This is a genomic window from Streptomyces sp. NPDC053665 (assembly GCF_055585285.1).
In genome coordinates this window covers 734,297-748,698 of the sequence record NZ_JBVJKK010000002.1, presented here as the reverse complement: position 1 = coordinate 748,698, position 14,402 = coordinate 734,297, and the positions used below count along the sequence as shown (strand labels likewise).

At 69.7% G+C, this 14,402-nt stretch carries 11 protein-coding genes; 10 read left to right on the top strand and 1 reads right to left on the bottom strand.

The genetic code is table 11. The features are described 5' to 3' along the window. The first annotated feature begins 50 nt into the window (after positions 1-50). Positions 51-1,337, top strand: a complete 1,287-nt coding sequence (clpX, locus tag ACZ6ZN_RS10905; RefSeq protein WP_031114127.1) for an ATP-dependent Clp protease ATP-binding subunit ClpX — start codon at positions 51-53, stop codon at positions 1,335-1,337. Between the two features lie 63 nt (positions 1,338-1,400). On the opposite strand, the gene ACZ6ZN_RS10900 is transcribed toward clpX, so the two are convergent. Next, a complete protein-coding gene (locus tag ACZ6ZN_RS10900) occupies positions 1,401-2,348 on the bottom strand; it encodes a hypothetical protein (RefSeq protein ID WP_469645027.1) in 948 nt (315 codons plus the stop codon). Positions 2,349-2,486: 138 nt separating this feature from the next. On the opposite strand from ACZ6ZN_RS10900, the gene ACZ6ZN_RS10895 reads away from it, so the two are divergent. The 9 genes from ACZ6ZN_RS10895 to rodA all read left to right on the top strand — a co-directional run bounded on the left by ACZ6ZN_RS10895 (position 2,487) and on the right by rodA (position 14,374). After that, complete coding sequence (locus tag ACZ6ZN_RS10895; RefSeq protein ID WP_469645025.1) at positions 2,487-5,138, top strand: valine--tRNA ligase; 2,652 nt, start codon at positions 2,487-2,489, stop codon at positions 5,136-5,138. A 188-nt stretch (positions 5,139-5,326) separates the two neighbouring features. After that, positions 5,327-6,850: a bifunctional tetrahydrofolate synthase/dihydrofolate synthase gene (gene folC, locus ACZ6ZN_RS10890; RefSeq protein ID WP_469645022.1), complete on the top strand. Its 1,524-nt coding sequence runs from the start codon at positions 5,327-5,329 to the stop codon at positions 6,848-6,850. Positions 6,851-6,856: 6 nt separating this feature from the next. Then, positions 6,857-7,213, top strand: coding sequence for a DUF4233 domain-containing protein (locus ACZ6ZN_RS10885; RefSeq protein WP_398110354.1), 357 nt, complete (start codon positions 6,857-6,859; stop codon positions 7,211-7,213). A 66-nt stretch (positions 7,214-7,279) separates the two neighbouring features. After that, entirely contained in the window at positions 7,280-7,693 is a 414-nt protein-coding gene (ndk, locus tag ACZ6ZN_RS10880; protein WP_398110355.1) for a nucleoside-diphosphate kinase, read from the top strand. Between the two features lie 275 nt (positions 7,694-7,968). Then, positions 7,969-8,988 carry a rod shape-determining protein gene (locus ACZ6ZN_RS10875; RefSeq protein WP_006133575.1) on the top strand — a complete coding sequence of 340 codons (1,020 nt, stop codon included), beginning with the start codon at positions 7,969-7,971 and terminating at the stop codon, positions 8,986-8,988. A 144-nt stretch (positions 8,989-9,132) separates the two neighbouring features. After that, on the top strand, positions 9,133-10,080 hold the full coding sequence (mreC, locus tag ACZ6ZN_RS10870) for a rod shape-determining protein MreC (RefSeq protein ID WP_398110356.1): 948 nt from the start codon (positions 9,133-9,135) through the stop codon (positions 10,078-10,080). Positions 10,081-10,093: 13 nt separating this feature from the next. Then, on the top strand, positions 10,094-10,768 hold the full coding sequence (mreD, locus tag ACZ6ZN_RS10865; protein ID WP_398110357.1) for a rod shape-determining protein MreD: 675 nt from the start codon (positions 10,094-10,096) through the stop codon (positions 10,766-10,768). A gap of 160 nt (positions 10,769-10,928) precedes the next feature. Next, the gene (mrdA, locus tag ACZ6ZN_RS10860; RefSeq protein ID WP_469645017.1) at positions 10,929-13,175 is read left to right on the top strand and encodes a penicillin-binding protein 2; all 2,247 of its coding nucleotides are present in this window, start codon (positions 10,929-10,931) and stop codon (positions 13,173-13,175) included. Beyond that, the gene (gene rodA, locus ACZ6ZN_RS10855; protein WP_398110359.1) at positions 13,172-14,374 is read left to right on the top strand and encodes a rod shape-determining protein RodA; all 1,203 of its coding nucleotides are present in this window, start codon (positions 13,172-13,174) and stop codon (positions 14,372-14,374) included. Before mrdA ends, rodA begins: the two co-directional genes overlap by 4 nt. The last annotated feature ends 28 nt before the right edge of the window (positions 14,375-14,402 follow it).

Below are 14,402 nucleotides of genomic sequence, written 5' to 3'. Positions count from 1 at the left end.
CCGCTGGACGTCGACGTCCAGGAGTCTCCCAGGCGAAGGGGAAGCACACCGTGGCACGCATCGGTGACGGCGGCGATCTGCTCAAGTGCTCGTTCTGCGGCAAGAGCCAGAAGCAGGTCAAGAAGCTCATCGCAGGGCCCGGTGTGTACATCTGCGACGAGTGCATCGACCTCTGCAACGAGATCATCGAGGAAGAACTCGCGGAGACCAGCGAGGTCCGCTGGGAGGAACTCCCGAAGCCGCGCGAGATCTACGAGTTCCTCGAGGGCTACGTGGTCGGCCAGGAGGCCGCCAAGAAGGCCCTGTCCGTCGCGGTGTACAACCACTACAAGCGCGTCCAGGCCGGGGAGAACGGCGGGGCCAACGGCCGTGACGACGCCATCGAGTTGGCGAAGTCCAACATCCTCCTGCTCGGCCCCACGGGCTCGGGCAAGACCCTCCTCGCGCAGACCCTCGCGCGCATGCTGAACGTCCCGTTCGCGATCGCCGACGCCACGGCCCTGACGGAGGCCGGCTACGTCGGCGAGGACGTCGAGAACATCCTCCTGAAGCTGATCCAGGCGGCCGACTACGACGTCAAGAAGGCCGAGACCGGGATCATCTACATCGACGAGATCGACAAGGTCGCGCGGAAGAGCGAGAACCCCTCGATCACGCGTGACGTGTCGGGCGAGGGTGTCCAGCAGGCCCTGCTGAAGATCCTGGAGGGCACCACGGCCTCCGTGCCGCCGCAGGGCGGGCGCAAGCACCCCCACCAGGAGTTCATCCAGATCGACACGACGAACGTGCTGTTCATCGTGGGCGGTGCCTTCGCCGGACTGGAGAAGATCATCGAGGCCCGGGCCGGCGCCAAGGGCATCGGCTTCGGCGCGCAGATCCGCTCCAAGCGCGAGATGGAGTCCAAGGACCAGTTCCAGGAGGTCATGCCGGAGGACCTGGTCAAGTTCGGCATGATCCCCGAGTTCATCGGGCGCCTGCCGGTCATCACCTCGGTGCACAACCTCGACCGCGAGGCGCTGCTCCAGATCCTCGTCGAGCCGCGCAACGCGCTGGTGAAGCAGTACCAGCGCCTGTTCGAACTCGACGGTGTGGAGCTGGACTTCGAGCGCGAGGCGCTGGAGGCCATCGCCGACCAGGCCATCCTCCGCCAGACCGGCGCGCGCGGCCTGCGCGCCATCATGGAGGAAGTCCTCCAGGGCGTCATGTACGAGGTCCCGTCCCGCAAGGACGTGGCCCGGGTCGTCATCACGGCGGACGTCGTCCAGTCCAACGTCAACCCGACGCTGATCCCGCGGGACGCGCGCGGCCGAGGCCCGGGCGAACAGAAGACGGCCTGACCACCCCCCCGACACACAAAGGCGCCCGGCGACATCGCCGGGCGCCTTTGCCGTTGTCCGGGGTCAGGCCTTGACGCGGACTTCCCCGCGGAGCTTGGTGGTGATGTCGATCGCCGTGTCCTTCGAGACGTTCCCGCCGACCTGTCCCGGCGACACCATGGTGATGGTGCTGTAGTCGGCCCAGGCGCAGAACCAGTCGGTCTTCTCCTTCTTGGTCGTGATGTCCTGGCCCTTGGCGGCCTGGCACTTCATGACCGCGCCCTCGAGGTCGGCTTCCTCGGGCTCGCCGAGCAACTCGGTCTTCTGCTTGCCGCTGGAGGAGCCCTCCTGCGTCGACTCCTTGAAGTTGTCGAAGAAGTTGTCGAGCGCTGCTTCGGGATCGGCGACCTCGCCGTAGACACCGACGAACGTCACCCCCTTGGCCGTCGCCATCTCGGCGGCCGAGGACGGGTCGTTGGGGTCGTACTTGGTCATGTCCAGGGTCGAGTAGGAGCCGAGCACGGAGTTGCCGTTCTTGACGCCGCTCTTCTCCAGCTCCTTGGTGGAGTCGTCGCCGACCGTCTGCCCGTCTTTCGTGACGCGGTTGTACTCGCCCAGCACCTTCGCCGGCGTCGCCAGCTTGTGCGGTCCGTCGTCCTCCAGCGCGCCCGCGCCGCCGCTGCCGCCGAGGACGAAGTACGCGCCCACGCCGATCGCCGCGACGACCGCGACCGCGCCGATGATCAGGCCCGTCTTCTTCTTGCCGCCGCCCGGCGCCGGGGGCTGCGGCATGCCGTAGGGGGCCTGGCCGTAGGGCGGCTGCGGCTGCTGGCCGTACGGGGGCTGCTGCGGCGGGACGCCCTGCGGGGGCTGCTGCGGGTAGCCGTATCCGGGCTGGGGCGGAGGGGCCTGCTGGGGATAGCCGTAGCCGGGCTGGGGCGCCTGCGGCGGCTGGCCGTACGGGCCCGGCTGGCCGTACGGTCCGGGCTGCTGGGGCTGCCCGCCGTACGGGCCCGGCTGGTTGTAGCTCATCTTCTGGGTTCCCCTCCAGATGCTCGGGTCTTACCGACATCCTGGCGCAGACCCGCCGTGTGCATGGCATCGGGGCCGCCACCGTTACAAACGAAACGCGTTTCGGGACGGGGTCGTGACACCTCTAAACTGACCCCCGTGACCGAGAACGCTCAGCAGCAGCCACCAGCGCCCAGCACCGACCTGCCGACCCAGTACGCGCCGGCCGACGTAGAGGGGCCGCTGTACGAGCGCTGGGTGGAGCGGGGCTACTACGAGGCGGACGCCAAGAGCGAGAAGCCGCCGTACACCATCGTCATCCCGCCGCCGAACGTCACCGGGAGCCTGCACCTCGGGCACGCCTTCGAGCACACCCTCATCGACGCCCTGACCCGCCGTAAGCGGATGCAGGGCTTCGAGACGCTGTGGCAGCCCGGCATGGACCACGCCGGCATCGCCACGCAGAACGTCGTCGAGCGCGAGCTCGGCAAGGAGGGCAAGTCCCGGCACGACCTGGGCCGGGAGGCCTTCGTCGAGCGGGTCTGGCAGTGGAAGGGCGAGTCCGGCGGCCAGATCAGCGGCCAGATGCGGCGGTTGGGCGACGGCGTCGCCTGGTCGCGCGAGCGCTTCACGATGGACGAGGGCCTGTCCCAGGCCGTCCAGACCATCTTCAAGCGGCTCTACGACGACGAGCTGATCTACCGTGCCGAGCGCATCATCAACTGGTGCCCCCGGTGCCTGACGGCCATCTCGGACATCGAGGTCGAGTACCAGGACGACGACGGCGAGCTCGTCTCCATGAAGTACGGCGACGGGGACGACACCATCGTCGTCGCCACCACCCGCGCCGAGACGATGCTCGGTGACACGGCCGTCGCCGTCCACCCCGAGGACGAGCGCTACCGGCACCTGGTCGGCAAGCAGATCAAGCTGCCGCTGACCGACCGCTCCATCCCGGTCGTCGCCGACGAGCACGTCGACCCCGAGTTCGGCACGGGCGCCGTCAAGGTCACCCCCGCGCACGACCCGAACGACTTCGAGATCGGCCAGCGCCACGACCTGCCGGCCATCACGATCATGGACGAGCACGCGGTCATCACCGCCCACGGCCCCTTCCAGGGCCTGGACCGGCTGGAGGCCCGCTCGGCGATCGTCGCCGCGCTGCGCGCCGAGGGCCGGATCGTCGCCGAGAAGCGGCCCTACGTCCACTCCGTCGGCCACTGCTCGCGCTGCAAGACCACCATCGAGCCGCGCCTGTCCATGCAGTGGTGGGTCAAGGTCGGCCCGCTGGCCAAGGCGGCCGGTGACGCCGTCCGTGACGGCCGGGTCAAGATCCACCCGCAGGAGATGGAGAAGCGCTACTTCGACTGGGTCGACAACCTCCACGACTGGTGCATCTCGCGCCAGCTGTGGTGGGGCCACCGCATCCCGGTCTGGTACGGCCCGAACGGCGAGGTCGTCTGCGTCGGCCCCGACGACGAGGCCCCGACCGGCGAGGGCTGGCGTCAGGACACCGACGTCCTCGACACCTGGTTCTCCTCCGGCCTGTGGCCGTTCTCCACGCTCGGCTGGCCCGAGCAGACCGAGTCGCTCGCGAAGTTCTACCCCAACTCCGTCCTGGTCACCGGCTACGACATCCTCTTCTTCTGGGTCGCCCGGATGATGATGTTCGGCCTGTACGCGATGGACGGCACCCCGCCGTTCCACACCATCGCCCTGCACGGCATGGTCCGCGACCAGTTCGGCAAGAAGATGTCGAAGTCCTTCGGCAACGCGGTCAACCCGCTGGACTGGATGGACAAGTACGGCTCCGACGCCCTGCGCTTCACCTTGGCCCGCGGCGCCAACCCGGGCGTCGACGTGCCGATCGGCGAGGACTGGGTCCAGGGCTCGCGGAACTTCGCCAACAAGATCTGGAACGCGACGCGCTTCGCGCTGATGAACGGCGCGACAGTCGACGGCCCGCTGCCGGACGCGTCGAAGCTGTCGTCGACGGACCGCTGGATCCTGTCCCGGCTGAACTCGGTGGTCGCCGAGGTCGACGCGTACTACGACGACTACCAGTTCGCGAAGCTCTCCGACGCGCTGTTCCACTTCGCGTGGGACGAGGTCTTCGACTGGTACGTCGAGCTGTCCAAGACGACGTTCCAGGCGGGCGGCGAGGCGGCCGAGGTCAGCAAGCGTGTCCTGGGCGAGGTCCTCGACGTCACGCTGAAGCTGCTGCACCCGGTGGTCCCGTTCGTCACCGAGACGCTGTGGACGACGCTGACCGGCGGCGAGTCGGTCGTCATCGCCGACTGGCCGAAGGCTGTGTCCGTTCCTGGTGCCGACGCACCGGGCGGCTTCCAGGACGCCGACGCCGAGCGCGAGATCGAGTCCCTCCAGTCGGTCATCACCGAGGTCCGCCGCTTCCGCGCCGACCAGGGTCTCCAGCCCGGCCAGCGGGTCCCGGCCCGGCTCACCCTGGACGGCACGCCGTTCGCGCCGCACGAGGCCGCCGTCCGCCAGCTGCTGCGCCTCCAGCCGGAGGGCGAGTCCTTCACGGCGACGGCGACCCTGCCGGTCGCCGGTGCCGAGGTCGCGCTCGACCTGTCCGGCACGATCGACGTGGCGGCGGAGCGCAAGCGCCTGGCGAAGGACCTCGCCGCGGCCGAGAAGGAGAAGGCGCAGGCGAACGCCAAGCTCGGCAACGAGGCGTTCCTGGCGAAGGCCCCCGACCACGTCGTGGACAAGATCCGCACCCGCCTGGCCAAGGCGGAGGAGGACATCGCCCGCATCCAGTCCCAGCTGGACCGCCTGCCCCAGGCGTAGTCCGTCCGTACGGTGCGAAGGCCCCCGGTGCTCGTCGGCGCCGGGGGCCTCCGTGCAGTTCAGGAGCACGGGGCTGGATCGATGTGCGGCTCCGCCGCGTGGGCGCGGCAAGCAACGGTGAACGGGCCCGCATCCGACGACGCAAGCCACCGCAAACGATGTCAGCCGGTCTCCGTAGACTGGGCCCCGTGAGCGAGCTCCCCCCGGACCACAGCGCCGACGACCAGCCCGGCCCCCTCGACCCCTTCGACGAGATCATCGCGGAGGAGACCACCCGCGACCCCGACCTCGCCGTCATCGAGGCCGGCAGCCGCACCCTGCGCACCCAGGGCGGCCCGCCCGACGCCGACGTCCCCGCGCGGCCCGCCGACCCCGAGGTCGACAAGGCCCTGCGCGAGGTCGAGACGGAGCTCGCCACGCGCTGGGGCGAGACCAAGCTGGAGCCGTCCGTCGCCCGCATCGCCGCCCTGATGGACGTCCTGGGCGAGCCGCAGCGCTCGTACCCCTCCATCCACATCACGGGCACGAACGGCAAGACCTCCACCGCCCGCATGATCGAGGCCCTGCTCGGCGCCTTCGAGCTGCGCACCGGGCGCTACACCTCGCCCCACGTGCAGTCGATCACCGAGCGCATCAGCCTGGACGGCGCCCCGGTCGCCCCCGAGCGGTTCATCGAGACGTACCAGGACATCAAGCCGTACGTGGAGATGGTCGACGGGCAGCAGGAGTACCGGCTGTCGTTCTTCGAGGTGCTCACGGGCATGGCGTACGCGGCCTTCGCGGACGCCCCCGTGGACGTCGCCGTCGTCGAGGTCGGCATGGGCGGCTCCTGGGACGCCACGAACGTGATCGACGGGGACGTCGCCGTGGTGACGCCCATCAGCCTGGACCACACCGACCGGCTGGGCTCGACGCATGCCGAGATCGCCACGGAGAAGTCCGGCATCATCAAGCAGGACGCGACGGTCATCATGGCGCAGCAGCCGGTCGACGCCGCGCAGGTGCTGCTGAAGAAGGCCGTCGACGTGGACGCGACGGTGGCCCGGGAGGGCCTGGAGTTCGGCGTCGTCGACCGGCAGGTGGCCGTCGGCGGGCAGCTGGTGACGCTGCGCGGGCTGGGCGGCGAGTACCCGGAGGTCTACCTGCCGCTGCACGGGGCGCACCAGGCGCACAACGCGGCGGTGGCGCTGGCCGCGGTGGAGGCGTTCTTCGGGGTCGGCGCCCAGCGGCCCGAGCCGCTGGAGCTGGACACGGTCCGCAGGGCGTTCGCGGCCGTGGCCTCGCCGGGCCGGCTGGAGGTCGTGCGGCGCTCCCCGACGGTCGTGCTGGACGCCGCGCACAACCCGGCGGGCGCACAGGCCGCGGCCGAGGCGATCGGGGAGGCGTTCCAGTTCAGCCGTCTCATCGGGGTCGTCGGCGCGAGCGGCGACAAGAACGTGCGGGGCCTGCTGGAGGCCTTCGAGCCGGTGTTCGCGGAGGTCGTCGTCACGCAGAACTCCAGCCACCGCGCGATGGACGCCGACGAGCTGGCGGGCATCGCCGTCGAGGTGTTCGGCGAGGAGCGCGTCCAGGTCGAGCCGCGGCTGCCGGACGCCCTGGAGGCCGCGATCACGCTGGCCGAGGAGGAGGGCGAGTTCGCCGGCGGCGGTGTGCTCGTCACCGGTTCCGTCATCACCGTCGGCGAGGCCCGACTGCTGCTGGGAAGGGGCTGAGATCCCGTGCGTACGCTCTGTTCCTCGACGCTGATCGGCGAGTTCTTCATCATCGGCTTCGCCGGCCTGGTCGCCATGAAGGACCCGGACCTGTCCATGACGACCGTGTGGACGGTCAGCGGTGTCGCGATGTTCCTGTGCCTGCTGCTGTGCGGCCTGGTGACGCGCCCCGGCGGGGTCGTCCTGGGCTGGGCGCTGCAGATCGCGCTCGTCGCGGCGGGCTTCGCGGTGCCGATGATGTTCTTCCTGGGCGTGGTCTTCGCGGCCCTGTGGTGGGCGTCGGTGCACTACGGCCGGAAGGTCGACGCGGCCAAGGCGAGATTCGCGGCCCAGGCGGCATCCTCCACGCCTGACGCTGCGTGACGGGCACGCCGACACGCCGGGTAACCTCGTCCCACCGCACCACCTTGATTGCATAAGGAGCCCGTCGTGAGCCAGCGCACCCTCGTCCTCCTCAAGCCCGACGCCGTCCGTCGCGGCCTGACCGGCGAGATCATCAGCCGCATCGAGCGCAAGGCGGGCTGGACGATCACCGCGCTGGAGCAGCGCACCCTGGACCAGGACACGCTGGAGCAGCACTACGGCGAGCACAAGGGCAAGCCCTTCTACGAGCCGCTGGTGGCGTTCATGTCCTCCGGCCCGGTCGTGGCGCTGATCGTCGAGGGCGAGCGGGTCATCGAGGGTGTGCGGCAGCTGGCCGGCCCGACCGACCCGATCGCCGCGGCGCCCGGTTCCATCCGCGGCGACTTCGGTGTGATCGTCCGGGAGAACCTGATCCACGCCTCCGACTCCGAGGAGTCCGCCGAGCGCGAGGTGAAGATCTTCTTCCCCGGCCGTTCGTAACGTCCGCACCGCACCGGCACATCCGGCGGGTCCGGGGGCGGAGGTCCCCGGCCTTTGCGGCATATGCGTGGCGATCGAGGGAACGAAGGGCCCCGAACGCCCGTCTCCACAAGCGGATGCGGTCGCCATCTGCTGACAATGGCCAGGACCCTCCCGCAGTGTTCGCGAAGGCGCGTCTACCATGGAAGCCTTCACGTCACAGCACCCACCTTTGCCGACCTGAAAAGCCCTCAAAAGCCCACAGGAAGGCCAGACGAATCTCGATGGGGAACTCAATGTCGTTCATCGGCCGTGACATGGCTGTCGACCTCGGGACCGCCAACACGCTGGTGTACGTCAGGGGTCGCGGGATCGTACTCAACGAGCCGTCCGTCGTCGCGATCAACACCAACACCGGTGGCATCCTCGCGGTCGGCGCCGAAGCGAAGAAGATGATCGGGCGCACGCCCGGCAACATCGTTGCCGTGCGTCCGCTGAAGGACGGCGTGATCGCCGACTTCGAGATCACCGAGCGGATGCTCCGCTACTTCATCCTGAAGATCCACAAGCGGCGCTATCTGGCTCGTCCGCGGGTCGTCGTCTGCGTGCCCTCGGGCATCACGGGCGTCGAGCGCCGTGCCGTCATCGAGGCGTCGTCCCAGGCCGGCGCCCGCCAGGTGCACATCATCGAGGAGCCCATGGCCGCGGCCATCGGCTCCGGCCTGCCGGTCCACGAGGCCACGGGCAACATGGTGGTCGACATCGGCGGCGGCACGACGGAGGTCGCGGTCATCTCCCTCGGCGGCATCGTCACCGCCCAGTCCATCCGCGTCGCGGGCGACGAGCTGGACAACGCGATCATCCAGCACATCAAGAAGGAGTACTCGCTCCTGCTGGGTGAGCGGACGGCCGAGCAGATCAAGATCACGATCGGTTCGGCGTACGACCTCGACACCGACGAGCACACCGAAATCCGCGGCCGGGACCTGGTGTCCGGGCTGCCGAAGACCGTCGTCATCTCCGCCGCGGAGGTCCGCAAGGCGATCGAGGAGCCGGTCAACGCGATCGTCGACGCCGTCAAGACGACCCTCGACAAGTGCCCGCCGGAGCTGTCCGGCGACATCATGGACCGAGGAATCGTTCTGACCGGCGGTGGGGCGCTGCTGCGGGGCCTGGACGAGCGGCTGCGCCGGGAGACCGGCATGCCGATCCACATCGCCGAGGACCCCCTGGACAGCGTGGCGCTCGGGTCCGGGAAGTGCGTCGAGGAGTTCGAGGCACTCCAGCAGGTGCTGGACGCCCAGCCGCGCAGATGACATAACTCTTCGATTCCGCCGTACGGGACGATCTCCTCTCGTACGGCGGATCGTTGATATAGAGGCATAAGCTCCCGCAAAAGCAGCCCCTCGGTATTCCCTGGGGCTTCCCGAATTCCTATGAGGAAGGCACGGCCGCCGCACGTGAGGGACACACGAGAGAGCCGGCTGCTCCTGGTGCTGCTGATCGCCATCGCGTTCGCGTTGATCACGGTGGACATCCGCGGCGGGGAGGATTCGCCCGTCGACGGTGCCCGCCAGGGTGCGGCGACGGTCTTCGGCCCGATCGAGAGCGGCGTCTCGGCCGCGGTCGACCCGGTCGGCAACGCGGTCTCCGCCATCCGTGACTCCGGGGAGCGGCACGACCGGCTCGCCCTGCTGGAGCAGGAGAACGCGGCCCTGAAGGCCCGCCTCGGCAGCGACGACCGCAGCCGCAGCCGGCTCAAGCAGCTCGACAAGATGCTGAAGGTCGCCGGCCAGGGCCAGTACGGCATTAAGGGCGCCGAGGTCATCGCCATCGGTGCGGCGCAGGGCTTCTCCTGGACCATCACGATCGACGTCGGCGCCCAGGACGGCATCAAGCGCGACATGACCGTCCTGAACGGTGACGGGCTCGTCGGCCGCGTCACCACCGTCGGCCCGCACACCGCCACCGTGCTGCTCGCCAACGACCCCGACTTCACCGTCGGCACCCGCATGGAGTCCGGCGACGAACTCGGCTTCGCCTCCGGCCAGGGCGACCGCCCGCTGCGCGTCGAGCTGCTCAACGGCAAGGCCGAGGTGAAGAAGGGGGACCGCCTGGTCACCTTCGGCTCGCAGGCCGACCGGCCGTTCGTGCCCGGCGTGCCCGTCGGCGTGGTCTCCCGCGTCGACCCCTCCGGCGGCGACCTGACCCGCACGCTCTACGTCACGCCGTACGCCGCCTTCAGCAAGCTCGACATCGTCGGTGTCGTCGTCCAGGCCCCGAAGAAGGACCCGCGCGACACGGTGCTCCCGCCCAAGCCCAAGCCCACCCCGAGGCCGACGGTGACGGTGACCGTGACGCCGTCCGCCGAGGCCCCCGTGGACGGCCAGAACCAGCAAGAGCAGTAGGAGCTCACATCCCATGCGCGTCAACCGGATCCTGCTCTCCTCCGCCCTGGTCGTCGTCGCCCTGGTGATCCAGGTCAGCGTCCTCGCCCGCCTGCACCTGCCGGGCGCGGTGCCCGACCTGCTGCTGCTCACCGTGCTGGGGCTGGCGCTGGTGTACGGACACGTCGGCGGCGCCCTCATCGGCTTCGGCGCGGGACTGCTGGCCGACCTCGCCCCGCCCGCCGACCACGCGGCCGGGCGGTACGCCCTGGTGCTGTGCGTCATCGGCTACCTCGCGGGCCTGGTCAAGCCCGAGACCGGCCAGCTGAAGTCCGCGACCGGGCCCATGGTCGTGGTGGTGGCCGCCGCCGTCGGCTCCACCCTGCTGTACGCCGGGGTCGGCGCCCTCGTCGGGGACACCGCCGCCCGCCACGTGGGCCTGAGCGGGCTGCTGTTCACGGCCGCGCTGTACGACCTGCTGCTCGCCCCGTTCGTGGTGCCGGGCGTGATGGCGCTGGCCCGCAAGGTCGACAACGATCCGCTCGCCGAGTCCACCTCGGCGGCCGCCAAGGCCACCGACATCTCCTCCGGCTGGCTCGCCGGCGGCACCGGCCTGAAGATCGGCAGCCAGCGCAACGGCCTGCGGGTGAAGGCGGCCCGGGCACGGATGGCGCGCGCCGGGCGCATCAAGGGGGTCAAGCGCCTGTGAACCCGGGGGCACGCACGGAGAAGTTCACCCGAACGGGCCGGTCCGGTGGGAACGCCGGTTCAGGGACCGGGCGTTCATCACTCGACACCGCACACACGTGCGCCGGCGGACAGCCGGTTGCGCACCGCCGTACACACACCGAGAGGAGGAGGCAGCCGCAGTGACCAACATCCCCGAGACCGGGCGGAACTCACGCGTCCAGATCCGGCTCGTCGTCATCCAGGTCCTCGTCCTCTCCCTCCTGCTCACCCTCGGCGGACGCCTGTGGTACCTCCAGATCCGTGAGGGCGCGGCCTACGCCAAGGAGGCCTCCGGCAACCACGTCCAGCAGGTCGTCCAGCCCGCCGTGCGCGGCTCCATCCTGGACGCCCGGGGCGTGGCCCTCGCCGACAACGAGACACGGCTGGTGGTCTCCGCGTCCCGCACGGACCTGCTGAAGATGAAGGACGACGGCAAGGAGGTCCTCACCAAGCTCGCGGGGGTCCTCGGCATGTCGCCCAAGGAGGTCCAGGCCAAGGTCCGGCTGTGCGACGCCGAGACGCCCCAGCCCTGCTGGAACGGCTCGCCCTACCAGCCCATCCCCATCACCGACGAGGCCACCGCCAAGCAGGCCCTGCAGATCCGCGAGCGCGCCGAGGACTTCCCCGGCATCAGCGCCGAGCCGCAGGCCGTGCGCCGCTACGCGGCCCCGGGCAAGGCCAACACCGCCCAGGTCCTCGGCTACCTCTCCCCGGTCACCGACGAGGAGATCACCAAGGCCCAGGACACCGACTCGCCGTACCTGCGCTCGGACCAGGTCGGCCGCTCGGGCCTGGAACGCCAGTACGACAAGCAGCTGCGCGGCAAGGCCGGCGTCACACGCTACGAGGTCGACAACCTCGGCCGCGTCATCGGCCAGGCGGAAGCCGACCCCGCGCACCCGGGCGACAACCTCGTCACCAGCATCGACGCCCGCGTCCAGCGGATCGCGGAGTACGAGCTGAACGAGGCCATGAAGCAGGCCCGCAAGGAGCACGACCGCAACACGGGCACGAACTACAAGGCCGACTCCGGCGCCGTCGTCGTCATGGAGGCCAAGACCGGCCGCGTCGTCGCCATGGCCTCCAACCCGACCTACGACCCGAACGCCTGGGTGGGCGGCATCTCCGCCAAGGACTACGCCCGCCTCACCGGCAAGAGCTCCAACTACCCGCTGCTCAACCGCGCCATCCAGGGCCAGTCGGCGCCGGGCTCCATCTTCAAGGTCATCCCGACGGCCGCCGCGGTCAACGCCGGCTACTCCTTCAACGGCCCCTACAACTGCTCCAGCTCCTACTCCATCGGCGGCCAGGTCTTCAAGAACTTCGAGTCCCAGAATCACGGCCCCATCAGCCTCGGCCGCGCCCTGGAGGTGTCCTGCGACACCGTCTTCTACGCCCTCTCCCACGAGGAGTGGAAGCGCGACGGCGGCAACAAGCCGAAGAAGAAGGCCAACGACTGGTTCTACAAGACCGCCCACCAGTTCGGCCTCGGCAAGGAGACCGGCATCGACCTCCCCAACGAGGTCACCGGCCGCGTCCCCGACCGCCAGTGGAAGCTGAACTACTGGAAGGCCAACAAGGACGCCTGGTGCCGCACCGGCAAGCGCAACGGCAGCTACGCCGAGAAGATCGCCTACGAGAACTGCCTCGAAGGCAACCGCCTGCGCGCCGGTGACTCCGTCAACTACTCCATCGGACAGGGCGACACCCTCGTCACACCGATCCAGATGGCCACCATCTACGCGGCCATCTCCAACGGCGGCACGATGTACGACCCCTCCGTGGGCAAGGCGGTCATCAGCGCCGACGGCAGGACCGTGACGCCGATCAAGCCCCGGTCCCACGGCAAGCTCCCGATGACGCAGAAGACGCGCGACGAGATAGACGACGCCCTCGCGGGAGTCGCCACCCGCGGTACCGCCGCCTGGAGGTTCGGCGGCTGGCCGCAGGACAAGATCCCGATGCACGCCAAGACGGGTACGGCGGAGGTCTACGGCAAGCAGACGACCTCCTGGTTCGCCACGTACACCAAGGACTACTCGATCGTCATGACGATCTCCCAGGGTGGTACGGGCTCCGGCGCCTCCGGCCCCGCCGTGCGCAACATCTACAACGCGCTCTACGGCGTCTCCCCGGAAGGCGACATCGACACCAAGAAGGCCCTGCTGCCCACGCCGCAGAAGACCCTGCCCAAGATCAAGGTCGACGGCACCATCGCCTCGCCGAAGCTGCCCAAGGACCCGGCCAAGGACCAGCAGGCGAAGAAGCAGGACCCGAACGCCCCGGCCGATCCGCTCCAGCCCGCGACGTCGGCCCCGCCGTCGCCCGAGAACCGCGACACCCGCAGGCGCAGGCGCCGGCGGGGAAGCCGGAGGTTGCCCACATGACCGGCGGTGTGAACAGCTTCCAGGTCTCCGGCTACGGGCCCGAGCGCTCCGGCTGGACGCGGCTGCTCGCCCGCGACTCGGTGGCACGGCGCATCGACTGGCCGATCCTGCTCGCGGCGCTGGCCCTGTCGCTGCTCGGCACGCTGCTGGTCTACTCGGCCACCCGCAACCGCACCGAGCTCAACCAGGGCGACCCGTACTACTTCCTCGTCCGGCACCTGCTGAACACCGGCATCGGACTCGCCCTGATGGTCGCCACGATCTGGCTCGGACACCGCGGCCTGCGCACCGTCGTGCCCCTGCTGTACGGCGTCTCGGTGCTGCTGATCCTGCTCGTGCTCACCCCGCTCGGCTCGACGATCAACGGCGCCCACTCCTGGATCAAGCTGCCCGGCGGCTTCTCGTTGCAGCCCTCGGAGTTCGTGAAGGTCACGATCATCCTGGGCATGGCGATGCTGCTGGCGGCCCGGGTCGACGCGGGCGACAAGACCTACCCCGACCACCGCACCGTCGTGCAGGCGCTCGGCCTGGCCGCCGTGCCCATGGCGATCGTGATGCTCATGCCCGACCTCGGGTCGGTCATGGTCATGGTCATCATCGTGCTGGGCGTGCTGCTGGCCTCCGGCGCCTCCAACCGCTGGGTGTTCGGCCTGATCGGCACCGGCGCCCTCGGGGCGGTCACCGTCTGGCAGCTCGGCATCCTCGACGAGTACCAGATCAACCGCTTCGCCGCCTTCGCCAACCCCGAGCTCGACCCGGCCGGCGTCGGCTACAACACCAACCAGGCCCGCATCGCCATCGGCTCGGGCGGACTGACCGGCTCCGGCCTCTTCCACGGCTCGCAGACCACCGGGCAGTTCGTGCCCGAGCAGCAGACGGACTTCGTCTTCACGGTGGCGGGGGAGGAGCTCGGCTTCCTCGGCGGCGGCCTGATCATCCTGCTGCTCGGGATCGTCCTGTGGCGGGCCTGCGCGATCGCCCGGGACACCTCGGACCTGTACGGCACGATCGTCGCCGCGGGCATCATCGCCTGGTTCGCCTTCCAGACGTTCGAGAACGTCGGCATGACCCTGGGGATCATGCCCGTCACCGGCCTGCCCCTGCCCTTCGTGTCGTACGGCGGCTCGTCGATGTTCGCCGTGTGGATAGCGGTGGGACTGCTGCAGTCGATCAGAGTGCAGCGGCCGATGTCGGCCTGAGCGGGTACGGGGCGTCTCGCGGCGCCCC

Bases quoted from the DNA above. Each gene is read 5' to 3' on its own strand.
- ACZ6ZN_RS10900 (WP_469645027.1), bottom strand. From the start codon at position 2,348: ATGAGCTACAACCAGCCGGGCCCGTACGGCGGGCAGCCCCAGCAGCCC.
- ACZ6ZN_RS10875 (WP_006133575.1), top strand. From the start codon at position 7,969: ATGTCGTTCATCGGCCGTGACATGGCTGTCGACCTCGGGACCGCCAAC.
- mreD (WP_398110357.1), top strand. From the start codon at position 10,094: ATGCGCGTCAACCGGATCCTGCTCTCCTCCGCCCTGGTCGTCGTCGCC.
- rodA (WP_398110359.1), top strand. From the start codon at position 13,172: ATGACCGGCGGTGTGAACAGCTTCCAGGTCTCCGGCTACGGGCCCGAG.